This is a genomic window from Streptomyces sp. NRRL B-24484 (assembly GCF_000717715.1).
In the GTDB taxonomy this organism is placed as follows: domain Bacteria; phylum Actinomycetota; class Actinomycetes; order Streptomycetales; family Streptomycetaceae; genus Kitasatospora.
Map to the genome: position 1 here is coordinate 27,046 of NZ_JOAI01000009.1, position 16,948 is coordinate 43,993.

General features: G+C 75.9%; 18 protein-coding genes. 11 read left to right on the forward strand and 7 right to left on the reverse strand.

Features of this window, described 5'->3' with window-relative positions; all coding sequences use genetic code 11:
• Positions 1 to 7: 7 nt before the first annotated feature.
• Complete coding sequence (locus IE98_RS0110360; RefSeq protein ID WP_063748898.1) at positions 8 to 1,291, reverse strand: MFS transporter; 1,284 nt, start codon at positions 1,289 to 1,291, stop codon at positions 8 to 10.
• Positions 1,292 to 1,416: 125 nt separating this feature from the next.
• Here IE98_RS0110360 and IE98_RS0110365 point away from each other — a divergent pair, with 125 nt between their 5' ends.
• Positions 1,417 to 2,397 (forward strand): LysR family transcriptional regulator, encoded by a 981-nt coding sequence (locus IE98_RS0110365; protein ID WP_324605758.1) that lies wholly within the window; start codon positions 1,417 to 1,419, stop codon positions 2,395 to 2,397.
• A gap of 22 nt (positions 2,398 to 2,419) precedes the next feature.
• On the opposite strand, the gene dmpI is transcribed toward IE98_RS0110365, so the two are convergent.
• The 3 genes from dmpI to IE98_RS0110380 all read right to left on the reverse strand — a co-directional run bounded on the left by dmpI (position 2,420) and on the right by IE98_RS0110380 (position 4,395).
• Positions 2,420 to 2,716, reverse strand: a complete 297-nt coding sequence (dmpI, locus tag IE98_RS51900; protein WP_324605759.1) for a 4-oxalocrotonate tautomerase DmpI — start codon at positions 2,714 to 2,716, stop codon at positions 2,420 to 2,422.
• Positions 2,717 to 2,742: 26 nt separating this feature from the next.
• Positions 2,743 to 3,651: a LysR family transcriptional regulator gene (locus IE98_RS0110375; RefSeq protein ID WP_030267723.1), complete on the reverse strand. Its 909-nt coding sequence runs from the start codon at positions 3,649 to 3,651 to the stop codon at positions 2,743 to 2,745.
• A 129-nt stretch (positions 3,652 to 3,780) separates the two neighbouring features.
• Positions 3,781 to 4,395 carry a YceI family protein gene (locus IE98_RS0110380; protein ID WP_030267725.1) on the reverse strand — a complete coding sequence of 205 codons (615 nt, stop codon included), beginning with the start codon at positions 4,393 to 4,395 and terminating at the stop codon, positions 3,781 to 3,783.
• Between the two features lie 186 nt (positions 4,396 to 4,581).
• On the opposite strand from IE98_RS0110380, the gene IE98_RS0110385 reads away from it, so the two are divergent.
• The 4 genes from IE98_RS0110385 (at position 4,582) to IE98_RS0110400 (ending at position 9,224) form a co-directional block, all read left to right on the forward strand.
• A complete protein-coding gene (locus IE98_RS0110385) occupies positions 4,582 to 7,695 on the forward strand; it encodes a DEAD/DEAH box helicase (protein WP_030267726.1) in 3,114 nt (1,037 codons plus the stop codon).
• A gap of 5 nt (positions 7,696 to 7,700) precedes the next feature.
• Positions 7,701 to 7,916, forward strand: coding sequence for a hypothetical protein (locus tag IE98_RS0110390; RefSeq protein WP_030267728.1), 216 nt, complete (start codon positions 7,701 to 7,703; stop codon positions 7,914 to 7,916).
• Positions 7,917 to 8,009: 93 nt separating this feature from the next.
• Positions 8,010 to 8,570, forward strand: coding sequence for a carboxymuconolactone decarboxylase family protein (locus IE98_RS0110395; protein WP_030267730.1), 561 nt, complete (start codon positions 8,010 to 8,012; stop codon positions 8,568 to 8,570).
• Positions 8,571 to 8,651: 81 nt separating this feature from the next.
• The gene (locus IE98_RS0110400; protein ID WP_030267731.1) at positions 8,652 to 9,224 is read left to right on the forward strand and encodes a DUF4291 domain-containing protein; all 573 of its coding nucleotides are present in this window, start codon (positions 8,652 to 8,654) and stop codon (positions 9,222 to 9,224) included.
• Between the two features lie 103 nt (positions 9,225 to 9,327).
• Here IE98_RS0110400 and IE98_RS0110405 read toward each other — a convergent pair whose 3' ends face one another.
• Positions 9,328 to 9,927 carry a MarR family winged helix-turn-helix transcriptional regulator gene (locus tag IE98_RS0110405; RefSeq protein WP_078660907.1) on the reverse strand — a complete coding sequence of 200 codons (600 nt, stop codon included), beginning with the start codon at positions 9,925 to 9,927 and terminating at the stop codon, positions 9,328 to 9,330.
• A 64-nt stretch (positions 9,928 to 9,991) separates the two neighbouring features.
• Here IE98_RS0110405 and IE98_RS0110410 point away from each other — a divergent pair, with 64 nt between their 5' ends.
• From IE98_RS0110410 to IE98_RS0110430, 5 genes are all read left to right on the forward strand, one after another.
• A complete protein-coding gene (locus IE98_RS0110410; RefSeq protein ID WP_030267734.1) occupies positions 9,992 to 10,444 on the forward strand; it encodes a hypothetical protein in 453 nt (150 codons plus the stop codon).
• Positions 10,441 to 11,319 carry a nucleotidyltransferase domain-containing protein gene (locus tag IE98_RS0110415; RefSeq protein ID WP_234443485.1) on the forward strand — a complete coding sequence of 293 codons (879 nt, stop codon included), beginning with the start codon at positions 10,441 to 10,443 and terminating at the stop codon, positions 11,317 to 11,319. Before IE98_RS0110410 ends, IE98_RS0110415 begins: the two co-directional genes overlap by 4 nt.
• 132 nt (positions 11,320 to 11,451) lie before the next feature.
• Positions 11,452 to 11,838, forward strand: a complete 387-nt coding sequence (locus IE98_RS0110420) for a helix-turn-helix domain-containing protein (RefSeq protein ID WP_030267736.1) — start codon at positions 11,452 to 11,454, stop codon at positions 11,836 to 11,838.
• Positions 11,839 to 11,918: 80 nt separating this feature from the next.
• On the forward strand, positions 11,919 to 12,482 hold the full coding sequence (locus IE98_RS0110425; RefSeq protein WP_030267738.1) for a hypothetical protein: 564 nt from the start codon (positions 11,919 to 11,921) through the stop codon (positions 12,480 to 12,482).
• Positions 12,483 to 12,614: 132 nt separating this feature from the next.
• A complete protein-coding gene (locus tag IE98_RS0110430; RefSeq protein WP_030267739.1) occupies positions 12,615 to 12,947 on the forward strand; it encodes a DUF2516 family protein in 333 nt (110 codons plus the stop codon).
• Positions 12,948 to 13,043: 96 nt separating this feature from the next.
• Here the strand turns inward: IE98_RS0110430 and IE98_RS0110435 are convergent, their stop codons facing one another.
• Positions 13,044 to 14,675 (reverse strand): PP2C family protein-serine/threonine phosphatase, encoded by a 1,632-nt coding sequence (locus IE98_RS0110435; RefSeq protein ID WP_030267740.1) that lies wholly within the window; start codon positions 14,673 to 14,675, stop codon positions 13,044 to 13,046.
• Between the two features lie 218 nt (positions 14,676 to 14,893).
• Between IE98_RS0110435 and IE98_RS0110440 the strand changes: the two genes are divergently transcribed.
• Entirely contained in the window at positions 14,894 to 15,442 is a 549-nt protein-coding gene (locus IE98_RS0110440) for an O-acetyl-ADP-ribose deacetylase (RefSeq protein WP_030267742.1), read from the forward strand.
• Between the two features lie 385 nt (positions 15,443 to 15,827).
• Here IE98_RS0110440 and IE98_RS0110445 read toward each other — a convergent pair whose 3' ends face one another.
• The gene (locus IE98_RS0110445) at positions 15,828 to 16,646 is read right to left on the reverse strand and encodes a class I SAM-dependent methyltransferase (RefSeq protein ID WP_052390374.1); all 819 of its coding nucleotides are present in this window, start codon (positions 16,644 to 16,646) and stop codon (positions 15,828 to 15,830) included.
• Positions 16,647 to 16,948 lie beyond the last annotated feature (302 nt).

Here is a 16,948-nt window from a genome sequence, read left to right on the forward strand (position 1 = left end):
CACGGGGTCAGTCGGGGAGGCCGGCCGCGACGGGGACGGCGAGGCCGGCGGCGGGCGTCCCGGTGGTGGGGGCGGTGGCGCGCAGGCGGCGGGTGCCGGTGGCGGCGATCAGCAGGGCGGTGGCAGCGGCGGCGGCGGGGACGACGTAGCCGGTGCCGCCGGGCAGGCGCTGGGCGACCGCGCCGCCGAGCGCCGAGCCGGCCGAGATGCCGACCAGGATCGCCGAGACCGCCGCCGCCATCGCCTCGTTCAGCCGGCCGGCCGGCACGAGCTGCTGGACGAGCGTCATCCCGCTCACCATGGTCGGCGCGGTGCCCGAGCCCGCCAGGAAGAGGGCCGCCGCCAGCACCGCGGGCCCGGCGCCGGAGAGCCCGGCCGCCGCCGGCAGCAGCATCAGGACGGCCATCGCGGCGACCCCGCCGAGCAGCCGGGCGACCGGGCCGCGGCGCGGCCGCAGCAGCCCGAACACCAGGCCCGAGACGCACGATCCGGCCGCCACCAGGCCGAGCAGCAGCCCGGCCAGCGAGCCGTGCCCGGTCGCGTCGGTGTACGCGATGGTGGTGACCTCCATCGAGCCGAACACCACCCCGGTGGCGAGGAACATCGGCAGCAGCACCAGGAGACCGCCGCGCCCGCCGGCCGTCCGGTCGGTCCCGTTCGTCCGGTCGGCACCGGGGGTGCCGGCCGAGGCCGGGGCGAGCGGCGGCTCGGTGCCGCGCTGGGCGGAGAGCAGCAGGACGCCGGCCACGCAGAGCGCCGCCGAGGTGAGCAGTCCGGCCTCCGGGGTGAGCGCCCGGCAGAGCAGGACGGCCAGCACCGGGCCGAGCATGAAGCAGAGCTCGTCCAGCGCCTGTTCCAGGGAGTTGGCGAGGTGCTGACCGGCCTCGTCGCCGCGCAGCAGGTGGGCCCAGCGGGCCCGGACCATCCCGCCGACGTTCGGCGCCGTCGAGCAGGCGGCCCAGCAGAGGAACAGCGTCCAGTCGGGCGCGCCGGAGCGGAGGCAGAGCAGCAGTCCGGCCATCGGTGCCACGGCCGCCAGGACGGCCGGCACCGCGACCCGGGCCTGCCCGTACCGGTCGACCAGGCGGCCCAGCAGCGGCAGCAGGACGGCGAGGGTGACCAGCCCGGCGGCGGAGACGGCCCCGGCCAGCGCGTAGGAGTGGCGCCGCTCCGAGATCAGGACGACGGCGGACACTCCGGTCATCGACATGGAGAGCCGGGCCGGCAGTCCGGCGAGGGTGAAGGCGAGCGCCCCGGGCAGGGCGAGGATGCGGCGGTACGAGGTGAACACGGGGCTCCCGGTCGAGGATCGGCGGTACCACCAGCCTGGCGGCGGGCCCGGCCGCCGGTCCAACACCTGTTCGGCCGGATCCACGCATCCCTGTTGTCAATCGTCGGACGGTTGCCTACGCTGCCGTGATCGTGCCCCAGGACCTCCACCCCCGTCTGCTGCGCGGCTTCGTCGCGACCGCCGAGACCCTGCACTTCGGCCGGGCGGCGGCCCTGCTGCACCTCGCCCAGCAGGCGCTCAGCCGGGACGTCCGGACGCTGGAACGGCAGTTGGGCGAGGTGCTGTTCCACCGGACCACCCGCAGCGTGCAGTTGACCCCGGCCGGGGAGGCGCTGCTGCCGCAGGCCCGCCGCCTGCTGGCCCTGCACGACGAGATCGTCTCCGCCGTCCGGGCCCGGCCGCTGCTGGTCGACCTCGGCAACGACGTGGACGGCGCCGACCTCACCCCGGGCCGCCTGCTCGCCGCGGCCCGCGCGGCCGAGCCGGAGGCCGAGCTGCTCGCCCGCTTCCACGGCGGACTGGCCGCCGGCGCGGCCGAGTTGCTCGCGCACCGGCTGGACGTGGCGTTCGGCCGGCACGCCGGCCTGCCCGCCCGGGTGCGGGCCCAACTCGCGCACGTACCGGTCCGGCTGGAGCCGATGGCGGTCTTCCTGCCGGCGGACCACCCGCTGGCCGGTCGGGCGGCCGTCCCGCTGGCGGCCCTGGCGGGCCATCCCGTGGACGTCCTGGCCGGCAATCCGGCCACCACCGAGTGGACGGACCTCGGACTCGACCTGCTGGCGGCCCACGGCCTGACGGCCGCCCCCGGACACGCCCCGCCGGTCGGCGTCCCGGAGCTCGCCCGCTACCTCGCCCGTCACCGCGAGCCGGTGCTGACCACCGTCGGCGGTCCCGAGGTGCCGGGCTGCGTCACCCGGCCGCTGGTCGACCCGGTGCCGCTCAGCCTGGTGGGCCTGGTGCACCGGCCGGGCCTGCGCCATCCCGGGCTGACTGCGCTGCTCGGGGCGGCGACGGACCTGGGACGCAGGGAGGGCTGGCTGCGGCGCCCGCCGGGCAGCTGGCTGCCGGTGGAGGACGCCGCCGCCCTGCTGCCCGGACCGGGATGATCCACCCGCCCCCGTGGCGCGGCTACTTGTCCGCGATCAGCGTGCCGGCGGCGCCCCAGCTGTCGGCCGGAACCTCGTGGATCCACACCTGGACGGTCTCGGCCGGGATCTCGTAGGCCTCGACGAAGGCGTCGGTGATCTTCTTGACCAGCTCGCGCTTCAGCTCGACGGTGCGGGGGCCCTGCTGCACGGTGACGATCGGCATGGTGATCTCCTCGGTCCTCGGCCGTCCGGTGCGGCTCCTCCGCCCGGTCCGGCCTCCTGGGAAGAGTCCACACCCGGGGGCGGGCCGCGACCCAGACCCGATCGGCTCTGGCAGCGATCACGAACCCTGATCGTTGCAGTTCACGGGTGGTTGTCGGGGGGTGTGGCCGGCGGTGCCGGGTCCTGTCGGCAGGCGCCGAGCAGCAGTCGGGGCAGCGGCGTGCCGGGCCGGACGGCGAGCGAGGTCGGGAGGGCGAGGCGGGGCGTGCGCAGCGGGCGGAAGGCCACCCGGCCGGACACCGTCCGGCGGGCGTTCTCCGTGTAGACCACCGTCCAGCTGGCCGGGCCGGAGCCGATGGCGGCGAGGGTGTCCTGCAGGGTGCCGGAGGGCGGGCCCGGGAGCGGTTCGAAACCGGCCTCGCGGCAGGCGGCCGTCACCAGGTCGACCAGCGCGGGGTGGTTGCGCCGTTCGGTCAGCCGCAGCGGGAGGCGGGCGAGGTCGGCGAGGTCGATCGCGTCATGCCGGGCGAGCGGGTGCCGGGCGGGCAGGGCGACGGTCAACTCGTCCTCCCAGAGCGGGAGGAGACGCAGTTCGCCGTCCTGCTCCGGTGGGACGCCGCGGACGAAGGCGGCGTCGAGCCGGCCGTCGGCGAGCCGGGCGAGCCGTTCGGCGGCGGGCAGGGCGCAGAGTTCCACCTCGACGCCGGGGGCGTGCCGCTCGTAGGCGTCGAGGATGCGGTCGAGGCGGGCGCCGAGGCCGGTGACCGTGCCGAGGCGGAGGCGGTCCGGGGTGGTGAGCGAGGCGGCGAGGGTGCGGGCGGACCGTTCGGCGTCCAGCACCGCCCGGGCCGCGGGCAGGAAGCGCTCGCCGCTCGGGGTGAGCCGGACGTGGCGCGGCGAACGGTCGAACAGCTCGACCTTCAACTCCCGCTCCAGGCGCCGGACCTGCTGGCTGACGGCGGGCTGGCCGAGCAGCAGCCGTTCGGCCGCCCGGCCGAAGTGCAGCTCCTCGGCGACGGCGACGAAGCAGTGCAACTGCCGCAGTTCCATGGCCGTACCCCCGTTCGACCAGCGACTGTAGCCGAGGCGGACCGGCCGGCCGGGGCCGGGCACGGCGGCGCCCCCGCCGTCGGTGTCGGCGGGGGCGTGGCCGGGGTGCTGCTGCGAACCGTCCTGCCGTCAGGCGGACTTCACGGCGGAGATGTCGAAGGTGAGCTTGACCTTCTCGCCGATCAGCACGCCGCCGGTCTCCAGCGCGGCGTTGTAGGTCAGGCCCCACTCGGTGCGGTCGACGGTGGTGCGGCCCTCGAAGCCGATCCGGGCGGCGCCGTACGGGTCGGTGGCGTGGCCGGTGTAGTCGAGGTCGAGGACGACCGGCTTGGTGACGTCCTTGATGGTGAGGTCACCGGTCATCCGGTAGGTGTCCTCGCCGATCCGCTCGGCGGAGGTGGAGGTGAACCGGATCTCCGGGTAGCTCTCGGCGGCGAAGAAGTCGCCGGTGCGCAGGTGCTCGTCGCGCTGGGCCTGGCTGGTGTCCACGCTGGCGACCTTGATCACCAGCTCGGCGGAGGAGTTGCCGGGCTCGGCGCCGTCGAGCTTGAGCTTGCCGTCGTACTCGGTGAACTCGCCGCGGACGTTGGTCACCATCGCGTGGCGGACGGCGAAGCCGATCCGGCTGTGCGCGGGGTCGATGGCCCACTCGCCGCTCAGGTGGCCCAGGTCCGGGCCGTTGACGGCGGCCGGGGTGGTGGCGACGGCGGTGGCGGTGTCGTTGCGGCGGCTGAAGATGCCCATGGCTCACTCCTCTGGTACGAAGCCATATTGTTTAGGCTTCAACTTGTTGGCTCCACCATAACCCCATCTGGTTCAAAGTTCAACCACTGGGTCCGTCGAGTGGCGGGACGGCGCCGGAACGGGGCCGGGGCGGCCTCCGGATTCCCCCGGTTAGGGTGAACCGGTCGGCCCACGGAAGGTTCACCCATGGACGCGCTGCACGCCCTCTGGCAGGACGGCGGCCGGCTCGCCCTCTGGGCCGAGAGCGGAGCCGCGTACCGCGACCGGCCGACCCGCCCCGCCGCCGGACCGGGGGCCGGCCCCGCCAGGCACCCCTACGCCCACCCCGCCGCGGGCACCGCCCGCCTGCTCGCCGGACTCGGCCCCGGCCCCGGCTGGCTCGCCGCACAGGCCGCCGAACGCTGGACCACCCTGCACCTGCCCTCGCTCGGCGGCGCCCCCGCCCCCTCGCCCCAGCTGCCGGCCGGCACCCGCCCGCAGGGCGCCGCCCCCACCCCCTGGCGGGTGCCCGTCCTCGTCCTCGAAGGCCCGCACACGGCCCAACTGCTCGGCGCCCTCTTCGACCCGGACCGCGCCACCGCCCACTGCCAGCCCGACGACGGCCCGCCCACCGAGATCGCCTACGGCTCCTCGCTGCGCTGGCTCACCGCCGTGCACGACCTCGCCTGGCGGATGGTCGGCCGCGGCCGCGTCCTGCCCGCCCTGCGCGAGGACGGCGGCACCCCGTACGCCTGCTGGCGGCCCGCACCCGACGGCGAGGACCGCGCCGAGGCCGCCGCCCTCGCCGCCGGCTGCCCCCGGGTCTGCCTCGCCGCCGACCCGGCCGCCGCCGCGGGCCGCCGCCGGGCCGACGGCCTGCTCGCCGACGCGCTCGACACCCTCACCGACCTGGAGGCCCGGGCCGCCCTCGCCGACCTGCCGCCCCCGCCCGGCGACGACCCCTGGCTCACCGCCCTGCACACCTCCGACGGCCGCCTCGACACCGTCCCCGACGGCCTCGCCGAACGCCTCGCCGCCTGGCACGCCCGGGTCCCCGCCGACCCGGCCGTCCGCCTGGTGCTCCGCCTCGTCGAACCGCTCGGCCCCACCGAGGACGAACCCGAGGACGAACCCGAGGGCCGCCCGGACGACGACTGGCGGCTCGACCTGCTGCTCCGGGCCACCGACCGGCCGTCGCTGCTCGTCCCCGCCGCCGACCTGTGGACGGAGGGCCCCGGCCACGCCGCCCTCGCCCGCACCGTCCCGGACCCCGCGGCCGCGCTCGCCGCCGAACTCGACCGGGCCGCCCTGATCCACCCCGCCCTGCGCGCCGCCGCCCGCGAGATCAGGCCCACCGGCCTCGCCCTCGACCGGACCGGCGCCCTCGCCTTCCTCCGCGACGCCGCCCCCGCCCTCGACCGCGCCGGCTTCGGCATCCTGCTGCCCGCCTGGTGGCAGCGCCGCCCCCGGCTCGGACTCACCCTCACCGCCCGCACCGCCACCCCCGGCGCCGTCGACCGGCCCTCCCGCATCGACCGCGACGACCTGCTCGCCTTCCGCTGGCAGGCCGCCCTCGGCGACACCCCCCTCACCGAGGACGAACTCGCCGACCTCGCCGCCGCCCAACAGGGACTCGTCCGCCTCCGCGGCCGCTGGACGGAGGTCGACACCGTCCAGATCCGCGCCGCCCACGCCTTCCTCACCCGGCACGCCACCGGCACCATGGACCGCACCGAGCTGCTGCGGCTCGCCCTCGACGACACCGCCCACATCGCCGGACTCCCGGTCACCGCCGTCCACGCCGACGGCCCGATCGGCGACCTGCTCGCCGGCCGGGCCGGCACGGAACCGGCCGACGCCGCCGACCCCGCGGGCGCCGCCGCCCCGCCCGGCTTCCACGGCGAACTCCGCCCCTACCAGCGGCGCGGCGCCGCCTGGCTGCACGCCCTCGGCCGACTCGGCCTCGGCGCCGTCCTCGCCGACGACATGGGCCTCGGCAAGACCGTCCAGACCCTCGCCCTGCTCGCCCGCGAACACGCCGAGGGTGCCGACGGCCCCACCCTGCTGGTCTGCCCGACCTCCGTGGTCGGCACCTGGCAGCGGGAGGCCGCCCGCTTCACCCCCGGCCTGCGCGTCCTGGTCCACCACGGCCCCGAGCGCGGCACCGCCCGCGCCGCCGCGGCCACCGCGGACCTGGTCGTCACCAGCTACGACACCGTCCGCCGCGACGCCGCCGACCTCGCCGCCGTGCACTGGCGGCGGATCGTCGCCGACGAGGCCCAGGCCGTCAAGAACACCGCCACCGACCGCTCCCGCGCCCTGCGCTCGCTGCCCTCCGGCCCGCGGATCGCCCTCACCGGCACCCCCGTGGAGAACCGGCTCGCCGAACTCCACGCCGTCCTCGACTTCGCCAACCCGGGACTCTTCGGCAGCGCCGAGTCCTTCCGCGAACGCTTCGCCGTCCCCGTCGAGCGGAACGCCAACCCGGCCGCCGCCGAACGGCTGCGCCGGCTCGCCGGGCCGTTCCTGCTGCGCCGGGTCAAGCGCGACCCCGCGATCGCCCTCGACCTGCCCGCCAAGCAGGAGTTCACCGTCCCGTGCGGGCTGACCGCCGAACAGGCCGGCCTCTACCGGGCCGTGGTCGCCGACCTGCTGCAGCGCGTCGACGGCGTCCGCGGCGTCGAACGCAGGGGCGCGGTGCTCTCCGCCCTCGGCCGGCTCAAGCAGGTCTGCAACCACCCCGCCCAACTCGTCCGCGACCGCGGCCCGCTGGCCGGCCGCTCGGGCAAGATCGACCGGCTGGAGGAGATCCTCGCCGCGGCCCTCGCGGGCGGCGAGCGCACCCTCGTCTTCAGCCAGTACACCGAGTTCACCGCCCGGCTCCGCCCCCACCTCGCCGAACGGCTCGGCACCGAGGTCCTCCACCTGCACGGCGGCACCCCCCGGGTCGAACGCGAGCGGCTCGTCCGGCGCTTCCAGGAGCCGGACGGGCCGGGGGTGTTCCTGCTCTCGCTGCGGGCCGGCGGCACCGGCCTCACCCTCACCGCCGCCAACCAGGTCGTCCACCTCGACCGGTGGTGGAACCCGGCCGTCGAGGACCAGGCCACCGACCGCGTGCACCGGATCGGCCAGCGCCGCGGCGTCCAGGTCCGGCGGCTGGTCTGCACCGGCACCGTCGAGGAACGGATCGCCGAACTCGTCGAGGCCAAGCGCACCCTGGCCGACAGCGTCGTCGGCGAGGGGGAGCAGTGGATCACCGAACTCTCCGCCGACGCCCTGCGCGACCTGCTCACCCTCTCCGCCGACGCCACGGGAGCCTGACCGCGATGACCGACGAACGGCCCGCCGGACGCCCGGCCGGCACCACGACCGGACCGGACCGCGCGTTCTGGGACGGCGACTTCACCCTCCGCGCCCACGGCGACGACCGGCCGGCGGCCCCCGCCCTGGATCCGCTCGGACCCTCCGGCAGCACCGTCCGGGGCCGCGACCTGGCCGACCTCCTCGCGCCCGCCTACCGGCGGTTCACCGGCACCGGCTGACCGCACCCGTGCCCGTGTGCCGCCCGGTGTCACGTTTCCGGGCGCCGCGTCGTCCCCCTCCGAGAACAACGCGACGACCCAGGAGGCACGGCCATGGCCCGCATACCGCTCACCCCGCCCCGCACCCTGCTCAACCGCATCGGCGCCTGGTACTGCCGGCGGACGTACGGCAAGGTCCTCGATCCCGGGCTCGCCCTCGGCCACAACGGCCGGGTGCTGCTGTCGTTCGTCCGGATGGAGCGCGGCGTCGCCCGCTGGAACGCCCTCGACCCCGGCCTCAAGCACCTCGCCGTGATGGCCGCCGCCGCCCGGATCAACTGCTCCTGGTGCCTGGACTACGGCCACTGGGAGGCGGACGGGCTCGGCCTGCCGCTCCGGAAGATCGCCCTGGTGCCGCAGTGGCGGGAGCACACCGAGGCGTTCACCGAACTCGAACTGCAGGTGATGGCCTACGCCGAGGCGGTGACCGAGACCGAGCCCGCCGTCACCGACGAACTCGCCGCCACCCTGCTCGCCCGGCTCGGCGAGGCCGCCTTCGTCGAACTCACCGCCATGGCCGCACTGGAGAACTTCCGCTCGCGCATCAACAGCGCGTTCGGCCTGACCAGCCAGGGCTTCTCCGAGGCCTGCGCCGTCCCGGCCCGGACGGCGTAGCCGTCCGGCGCACCGCCGGGTCCGGACCGGGTGGCGGAAAACCCACTGCGCGGCCGACCGGCCGGCTGGCAGGGTGGGCCGGTGACCGAACTGCGCCAGATCCGGGCCGACTTCGACGAGCGCACCATCGTCGTCTACCAGGCGTACGGGCCGGCGATCGCCGGCCCGGCCGTCGCCGCCGGGCGGTTCGTCGAGCCGTTCTCGCGCGGCCGGATGACCTGGATCAAGCCCTCCTTCCGCTGGCTGATGCACCGCAGCAACTGGGCCCGCAAGCCCGGGCAGGAACGGGTGCTGGCCGTACGGATCACCCGCGAGGGCTGGGAGCACGCGCTGGCCTCGGCCGCCCCGACCAGCGGGGACCAGGACGCACTCGCCCGGGCCGCGGTGCACGTCCAGTGGGACCCGGAGCGGTCCGCCGCCGGCGCCGCGCTCAACCACTACAGCATCCAGATCGGGGTGGGCCGCGCCATGATCGGCACCTTCGTCGACGAGTGGACCGTCTCGGTCACCGACCTCACCCCGCAGGTGCACCGGATCGCCGGGCTGATCCGTGCCGGACGGAACGCCCAGGCCGTCCGGCTGCTGCCGCCCGAGCGCCCCTACCCGCTGGCGCCCGACCTGGCCCGCAGCCTGGGGGTCACCCCGCGCCGCTGACGGGAACCCGCGGCGCCGGCGCTCCTCGGAACCGCCGGCCGGCCGCTCTCGCGTCGGCCGCTCTCGCGTCGGCCGCTCTTGCGTCGGCCGGCTGCGGGGGCGGTCAGCTGCCCGGGCCGTCGGTGCGGAGCCGGTCAGCTGCCGGGCGGTCGGTGCCGGTGACCGCGGCGAAGTCGGCCACGAAGCGAGCCAGCAGACGGGCCAGGTTGGCACGGTCCTCCGGGCTCCAGCCGGCCGTGGTCTCGGCCACCACCCCGCGGCGGAAGGCGTGCGCCCGTTCGAGCAGGGCCCGGCCGTCCGCGGTGAGTCGCAGCAGCGAACGCCGACCGTCCGTCTGGTCGGCCTCCCGGCGCACCAGCCCGGCGGCCAGCGCCTGGGCGGCCAGCCGACTGGCCCGCGGCTGGTCCACGCCGAGTGCGGAGGCGGCCTCGGTGACGGCCAGCGCCGAGGCGCCCTCCACCGCGTCCAGCAACTGCACCACGCCGTCCGGCGGGGCGGTCGACGGGCCGTCGACGGCCGGCCCGGTGCGACGTGCGGCCAGCCGCGCCAGCGTCCGCCGGGACTGGCTGCGCCGGAGCGCCACCAGGGCGTCGGCGATCCCGGCGACCTCGGTCTCTGCGGTGGCTTCGATGCCTGCGATGCCTGCGGTGGCCTCGGTGGTCTGCGGTCCGGTCGCCGCCCCGGGAACGTCCTTGCGGTCCATCGCCGTCCAGGTCCATAGTGGAGAACAATTGCATGTCATTCTACATGGGCATGGGGGAGCTGCCGTGAAGACCGACGACCCGACCGGCCGTCCCATCGGCCACTGGCTGAAGCACCTGCACGACCTCCTGGAGGACGGCTTCGCCGCCGACCTCGCCGACCTCGGCGTGGACCGGCGGCAGTGGCAGGTCCTGCACACCCTGGCCGGCGGCCCGCTCGCGCCGGACGGACTCGCGACAGCCCTCGCCCCCTTCCTGCCGGACGCCCGGGCCGGCGTCCACGACCTGCTGCACGGCCCCTCCGGACTGCTGCCGCACGGCTGGGCCGAGACCGCGGGCGACGGTACGGTCCGCCTCACCGGCCCCGGCCGCGAGCTCCACGACGCGGTCGAGGCGCGGGTCGCGGAGCTGCGGGCGGCCGTCCTCGACGGGCTGACCCGCACTCAGTACGCCGAGACCGTCCGCGTGCTGGCCGCCATGGCGGGCAACCTCGAACGCCGGGCCGGGGTGGCGCGATGACCCGCGATCGCAGCAGTTCGGACGGCTCCGGGGGCGCCGTCGGGCCCGGCGCTTCCGGCGGCGAGACGGGCTTCGACCGGGGGCTCGCCGAGGACGGGACGATCGCCCGCGAGGGCTCCCTCGACCGCGTCCAGGCGGCGTTCCGGCCGCTCGTCGACGCCACCCGTACCCGGATCGCCGCCCGCTTCGGGCCCGACCGCCTGCACAGCGCCTACCTGTACGGCAGCATCCCGCGCGGGACGGCCGCACCGGGGGTCTCCGACCTCGACCTGCTGCTCGCGCTGCACCGCGAGCCCACCGGGGCCGACCGCGCCTACGCCGAAGCCCTGGGTGCCGGCCTCGACCGGGACTTCCCGGTGGTCGACGGCGCCGGGGTGCTCGTCTTCGGCGCCGACACCCTGCTCAGCCCGCTGGAGCGGTACGACCTGGGGTTCTTCCTCGCCTGCCTGTGCACCCCGCTCATCGGGGACGACCTGGCCGCGCAGCTGCCCCGCTACCGGCCCGGCCCGCTGCTGGCCCGCGAGACCAACGGCGACCTGGTGCTCGCCCTGCCCCGCTGGCGGGAGCGCCTCGCCGCGGGTCCGGCGGCCGAGGAGCGCCGCCGGCTCGCCCGGGGGATCTCCCGACGTCTGGTGCGGACGGGCTTCACCCTGGTCATGCCGGAGTGGAACGGCTGGACGAGCGATCTCGACCGGTCCGCCGAGGTCTTCGCCACCCGCTACCCGGCCCGTGCCGACCAGATGCGCCTGGCCGCCGCCACCGCGCGCACCCCCGCCGCCGACCCCGCCGTCCTCGCGCTGCTCGTCGCCGACCTCGCTCCCTGGCTCGCCGACGAGTACCTCGCCGTCCACGGCCCCAAGGCGCCCCGCCCCTGATCCGCGCCGCCTCGATCCGGCCCCTGCCCCGGCCCCGATTGCGCCCCGCCCCGCCCCGGCCGCCGGGCGGCATGGTTGCTGCAGTTAGCAGCGTGCTTGCAATTGCAAGCAGCGCTGTGCATGCTTGGGTGCATGGCCTCACTGAACGTCGGCTCGCTCGGCGAGTACATCCGCGAGCAGCGGCGGAACGCACAGTTCTCGCTGCGGCAGCTGGCCGATGCGGCCGGGGTGTCCAACCCCTACCTCAGCCAGATCGAGCGCGGGCTGCGCAAGCCGAGCGCGGAGATCCTGCAGCAGATCGCCAAGGCGCTGCGGATCTCGGCCGAGACGCTGTACGTGCAGGCCGGAATCCTGGAGGAGCGGCGCGAGGAAGGGCTCGAACTCCGCGTCGCGATCCTCGCCGATCCACTGATCAACGAGCGGCAGAAGCAGGCCCTGCTCGCCGTCTACGACGCCTTTCTCAAGGAGAACCGCGAGAGCGGGCCCGCGCCCGACGCGCCTCCTGCCGCAGAGAACTGACCCGCCGTCGGGGCGAAGGCGCCCCGCCCGCGGCAACCGAAGACCACCGCACGCCCCAGCAACGCCCGGGAGGACCGGCCATGCCGATCACCGACGACATCAAGAAGACCCTCAGCGACCCGACCCCGCTCTACGCCCTCGCCGGCGCAGGCGACCTCGCGTACGAGAAGCTCCGCGAAGTTCCCGGCAAGGTCGAGGCGCTCGCCGCCGACCGCAAGGCCGCCCAGGAGAAGGCCGCCGCCCGGCTGCAGGAGGCGCAGAGCGCGCTGGTCGAGGCCCAGGGCAAGGTCACCGAGGCCGTCACCGCGCTGCCGGCCGAGCTCAAGGACCTGAAGGAGCTCCAGGAGAAGGCCCAGACCTTCGCCCTGCAGCAGGTCGGCCGGGCCGTCGAGCTGGCGGTCAAGGCCAAGGAGGCCTACGACGAGCTCGCCGAGCGCGGCAAGGCCGTCGTCGAGAAGAACCTCGGCTCGGCCGACACCGTCGAGCCCGCGGGCGAGGTGGTCGCCGAGGCCGAGGTGACCGAGGTCGCCCTCGACGCCGAGCCGGCCCAGGACACGCCCGCCGAAGAGACCGCGCAGGACGCCGCCGCGTCGGCGCCCACCGCGAAGAAGGCCGCCCGGGCCCGCAAGTCGTCCGGCAAGTAAGGGCCCGGCCTGCAGGTCCGCCGTTCCGGGCACGCCCGGGCGGGTCGGATCGTTGTCCCCGACGCGGGCCGTCCGCCGTGCCACCATGGGCGGAGGAGCCGAGGCCGCAGTGAGGAGTCCGCAGTGTTCCACATCCTGCTCTTCGACGTGCTCAACCCGTTGTGGTGGTTGTCCGTCGCGATCATCGGCTTCAAGCTGTTCGCCTTCGTGGACGCGGCGTTCCGCCGCGAGGACGCCTACCGCGCCGCGGACAAGAAGACCAAGGGCTTCTGGCTGATCGTCCTGGGGCTGGCGCTCGGACTCGACCTGCTCCTCGGCGCCAATGTCCTCGGCAACTTCCTGACCCTGATCGGCCTGGTCGCGGCCATCGTCTACGTCGTGGACGTGCGGCCCGCGATCAAGCAGATCACCGACGGCCGGGGCGGTGGCGGCCGCCGCAACATCGGCCCCTACGGGCCCTGGTGAGTCCCTGGTGAGTGGGGCCGTCCGACGACGGCCCGTCCCACAGCACGCCGAGAGGGCGGCACCCCGCGGGGTGCCGCCCTCTCGGCGTCCGGTGGCTCAGCCCATCAGGGCGGGCACCGGATTGCGCTCCAGCAGCAGGACGGCGACGTCGTCCGTCAGGGAGCCGCCGTTCAGCTCCTCGACCTCGGCGAGCGCGCTGTCGACCAGCCGCCCCCGGGTCAGCCCGGTCGCGTGGTGGTCGGCGATCAGCTCGATCAGACCGTCCTGGCCGAGCCGGCGCGACCCCGCCCCGACCCGCCCCTCGACCAGGCCGTCGGTGTAGAGCAGCAGACTCCAGCCGGGCTGCAGGTCCAGCTCCACCGCCGGCCAGGCGGCCAGCCCGTCGTCGCAGGGCAGCAGACCGAGCGCCGGACCTGCCTGGTCGGCCGGCAGCAGCCGCGGCGGCCCGTCGGGGCCGAGCAGCAGCGGCGCCGGATGGCCCGCCAGGAACAGCCGCGCCGTCTCGACCGGCAGGGCGTCGGAGCTGTCGGCCGGGAGCGCGCCGCCCGGGGCCGTGCCGTCCGGGTCCCTGCCGTCCGCCGGGGCGGCGCCGGAGGCATCCGCGCCGGGGACGAGCACCAGCATGCACAGCGTGGCGAAGATCTCGTCGCTGCGCCGCTCGTGCTCCAGCACGTGCTGCAGGGTGGTGAGCAGTTCCTGCCCGGTGAGCCCGGCGAAGACCAAGGTCCGCCACGCTATCCGCAGGGCCACCCCGAGCGCGGCCTCGTCCGGCCCGTGCCCGCAGACGTCGCCGATGACCACGTGCACCGTGCCGTCGTCGGTGCGGACGGCGTCGTAGAAGTCGCCGCCGAGCAGGGCCCGGCGGCGGCCGGGCCGGTAGCGGCGGGTGAAGGCCAGGCCGGCCCCGTCGAGCAGCGGGGTCGGCAGCAGGTGCCGCTGCAGGCGGGCGTTCTCCTGGCCGCGGAGCTCGGCCTCGACGAGCCGGCGCTGCGACTCGTCCGCCCGCTTGCGCTCGACCGCGTACCGCAGGGCGCGGGCCAGCAGCGGCCCGTCCGTCTCGCGCTTGACCAGGAAGTCCTGGGCGCCGGCGGCCACGGCCGCGGCACCGAGCTCCGCGCCGGCCGCATCGGTGAGGACGACCAGTGCGACGTGCGGGGCGCGGCGGCGCAGCTCGCGCAGCCCGTCCAGCCCGTCGGACGGGAAGTGCTCACCGATGGCGTGACCGCCGTGCACTGGGGCGGCGAGGTCGAGCAGGACGCAGTTGAAGTCGACCGGGCGGGGACGGCTGCGCCGGACGGCCATCGGGAGGGGGGCCAGCAGTGCGGCGGCCTCGTCGATGCCCTCCGCGCGGTGCAGATCGACCCGGGCGCCGCTCTCGGCGACCAGCGACTCGATCAGGCTGAGGTCCTCGGTGTCGCCGTCTGCGATGACCAGCAGCCGGTACGGCGCCTCGTCCGACGGCTCGCCCCGCTCGGGCGAGGTCGTCCGCGGATGCGGTATCGGTGCGGGCTCACGGGCCCCGTCGGGGCGTGCCGTTCTGCCGGGGGCGGCCGTCTCCGCGGCGGCCTTGGCGCGCTGGGGCACCGGTCGGCCGGCGCCGGTGAGCCCGGCCGCGGAGGTGGTGGGCGTGCTCGTTCCGGTGCCCGCGCGGCGCGCGGTGTCGCCGGCATCGGCGGCGCCGATCCTGGCAGCGGCAGCGGATACCCGCCCGTCTCCCGTTGCGGGCATTGGTCGATCCTTCCTTTCCCCGACTGCCCAACGGCTGACGTCCGTGCGCAGTGCCCGCCTGGCACCGCGGGTCGGGGAGCTTCTCGCGACCATAACGTGATCTCCGGGGATTTCTCTGACTGGCGGCCGCTGCTGTGGTTATTGCCACGCTCTCGGCGGCGTTCGCGATTACCGTGAGGGCCCTGCGGAAGAGGGGGGCTGACAGGAGGTCGGTGGCGGTGGCGCAGATCACGCTTGTGCAGGGTGACATCACGGATCAGCAGGTGGACGTGGTGGTGAACGCCGCGAACTCGTCGCTGCTCGGCGGCGGCGGGGTGGACGGCGCCATCCACCGCAGGGGCGGTCCGGACATCCTGGCGGACTGCCGTCGGCTGCGGGCCTCGCACTACGGCAAGGGGCTGCCGACCGGCCGGGCCGTCGCGACGACGGCCGGGCGGCTGCCGGCCCGGTGGGTGGTGCACACCGTGGGGCCGGTGTTCCTGGCGGAGGATCAGGCGGAGCGGGCTGGGCTGTTGGCCTCCTGCTATCGGGAGTCGCTCAGGGTGGCGGTGGAACTGGGGGCGCGCTCGGTGGCGTTCCCGGCGATCTCGGCCGGGATCTACGGGTGGCCGCTGGACGACGCGGCGCGGATCGCCCTCACGACGGTCGCGGACGAGTTGGCCGGGGGCCGGGGCGGCGAGGTGGCCGAGGTGCGGTTCGTGCTGTTCGGGGCCGAGGTGTACGGAGTCTTCGAGCAGGTGTGGCGCGCGGTGGAGTCGGAGGACTGAGGAGCCGGCCCGTCCGCAGCGGTGCCGGTGCCGTGTTCGGCCGGGGGTTCGTGGTGTGTCTGGTGTGCGCGCCTGATGCGCGGTGCGCGCTGTCTGTGGTGTGTGGCGTGCGGTGACTGCTGTGCGGCCCGTGTCGCGTCCTGAGGTGCGCGCTGTGTCGTGGGGTTCGTGGTGTGGTGTGGGTGCGGCGCGTGACGCAGTGGAACTGACGGAGCCTCACGCGAAGGTCGGCAGTTCGTGCGATCGATTCCATGGTGGCGTGACGAGCCGTCAACACGCCAGAGGAATTCGATAACTCGTTCGAGTGAATCCGCCGCTCCGCACGGCCGAGCCGTTCCGCGGAAGCCCGGCGGAGGCGCGTTGCGGGCCCGCACGGACCTCGCCGCTACGGGGCCAGGGCGGACCAGGCCACGGTGACCTCCCCGTGCCGCCACCTGCGGGTGTCCACCAGCGGCCAGTCCTGCGCCAGGGCCGTGCAGGCGGCCGTCCAGCGCTGCCGGGCGCCGAAGGCGGCGTACGGCGCGGCGGCGGCCCAGGCCCGGTCGAACCCGGTCAGGAACGCGTGCACCGGCCGCCCCGGCACGTTGTGGTGGATCAGCGCCTTCGGCAGCCGTTCGGCCAGGTCGGAGGGGGCCCGCAGGTCGGCCAGCCGGGCCGCGAAGGTGACCGTGCGGGGGCCCTCCGGCCCGAGCGCCACCCACACGTGGCGGCGGCCGATCTCGTCGCAGGTGCCCTCGACCAGCAGGCCGTCCGGGGCCAGTCGGCCGCAGAGCCGTTCCCAGACCGCGGTGACCGACTCCTCCTCGTACTGCCGCAGCACGTTGGCGGCCCGGACGAGGTGCGCGGAGGCGCCGTCCAGTGGCACCTCGAAGCCGCCGCGGCGGAAGGTCAGCAGCGGCGGGTCCGCGTACGGCAGTGCGGCCGCCACCCGGGCCGGTTCGATCTCGATGCCGACCACCCGGACGTCCGGCCGGGCGGCGCGCAGCCGGGTGGCCAGTTCGACGGCCGTCCACGGGGCCGCCCCGTATCCGAGGTCCACCGCGATCGGCGGGTGCTGGGCCGCGCGCAGCGTCCGGGCCATGGTGTGGACGATCCAGCGGTCCATCCTGCGCAGCCGGTTGGTGTTGGTGGTGCCCCGGGTCACCGTCCCGACCGGGCGGGACGAACGCGGCCCGCGGGCGGGGGAGGGGTCGAAGGCGGCCATGCCCCGCAGCGTACGCGGCGGACGGGTGCCCGACGGCCGCTGCGGCACCGGCCCCGGGCGGTGGGGGAGCGGGCGCCCGGCGGCCGCCGCCGTACGGCGCCCGGACGTGCGCCCCGGAGGTCCGGCACGGAGGTGCGGCACCGGCCCCGCGGGCCCGCCGCCGGTCTCACCGGTGACCCGGGAATACCCGCCGCACGTCCCCTGGTTGGCACACTGGACGTCTGTCCGCCCGGAACGTTCGGTTCCGGGCGGCCGTGCGTCGGACGCGGACCGCCGCGGCCGGGCGACCGCCCGCCGGGGCC

What these genes read in the sequence shown, in the direction of transcription:
- IE98_RS0110375 (WP_030267723.1), bottom strand. Translation starts at nt 3,651, where the DNA reads ATGGAACTGCGGCAGTTGCACTGCTTCGTCGCCGTCGCCGAGGAGCTG.
- IE98_RS0110380 (WP_030267725.1), bottom strand. Translation starts at nt 4,395, where the DNA reads ATGGGCATCTTCAGCCGCCGCAACGACACCGCCACCGCCGTCGCCACC.
- IE98_RS0110385 (WP_030267726.1), top strand. Translation starts at nt 4,582, where the DNA reads ATGGACGCGCTGCACGCCCTCTGGCAGGACGGCGGCCGGCTCGCCCTC.
- IE98_RS0110390 (WP_030267728.1), top strand. Translation starts at nt 7,701, where the DNA reads ATGACCGACGAACGGCCCGCCGGACGCCCGGCCGGCACCACGACCGGA.
- IE98_RS0110395 (WP_030267730.1), top strand. Translation starts at nt 8,010, where the DNA reads ATGGCCCGCATACCGCTCACCCCGCCCCGCACCCTGCTCAACCGCATC.
- IE98_RS0110405 (WP_078660907.1), bottom strand. Translation starts at nt 9,927, where the DNA reads ATGGACCGCAAGGACGTTCCCGGGGCGGCGACCGGACCGCAGACCACC.
- IE98_RS0110415 (WP_234443485.1), top strand. Translation starts at nt 10,441, where the DNA reads ATGACCCGCGATCGCAGCAGTTCGGACGGCTCCGGGGGCGCCGTCGGG.
- IE98_RS0110420 (WP_030267736.1), top strand. Translation starts at nt 11,452, where the DNA reads ATGGCCTCACTGAACGTCGGCTCGCTCGGCGAGTACATCCGCGAGCAG.
- IE98_RS0110425 (WP_030267738.1), top strand. Translation starts at nt 11,919, where the DNA reads ATGCCGATCACCGACGACATCAAGAAGACCCTCAGCGACCCGACCCCG.
- IE98_RS0110435 (WP_030267740.1), bottom strand. Translation starts at nt 14,675, where the DNA reads ATGCCCGCAACGGGAGACGGGCGGGTATCCGCTGCCGCTGCCAGGATC.
- IE98_RS0110445 (WP_052390374.1), bottom strand. Translation starts at nt 16,646, where the DNA reads ATGGCCGCCTTCGACCCCTCCCCCGCCCGCGGGCCGCGTTCGTCCCGC.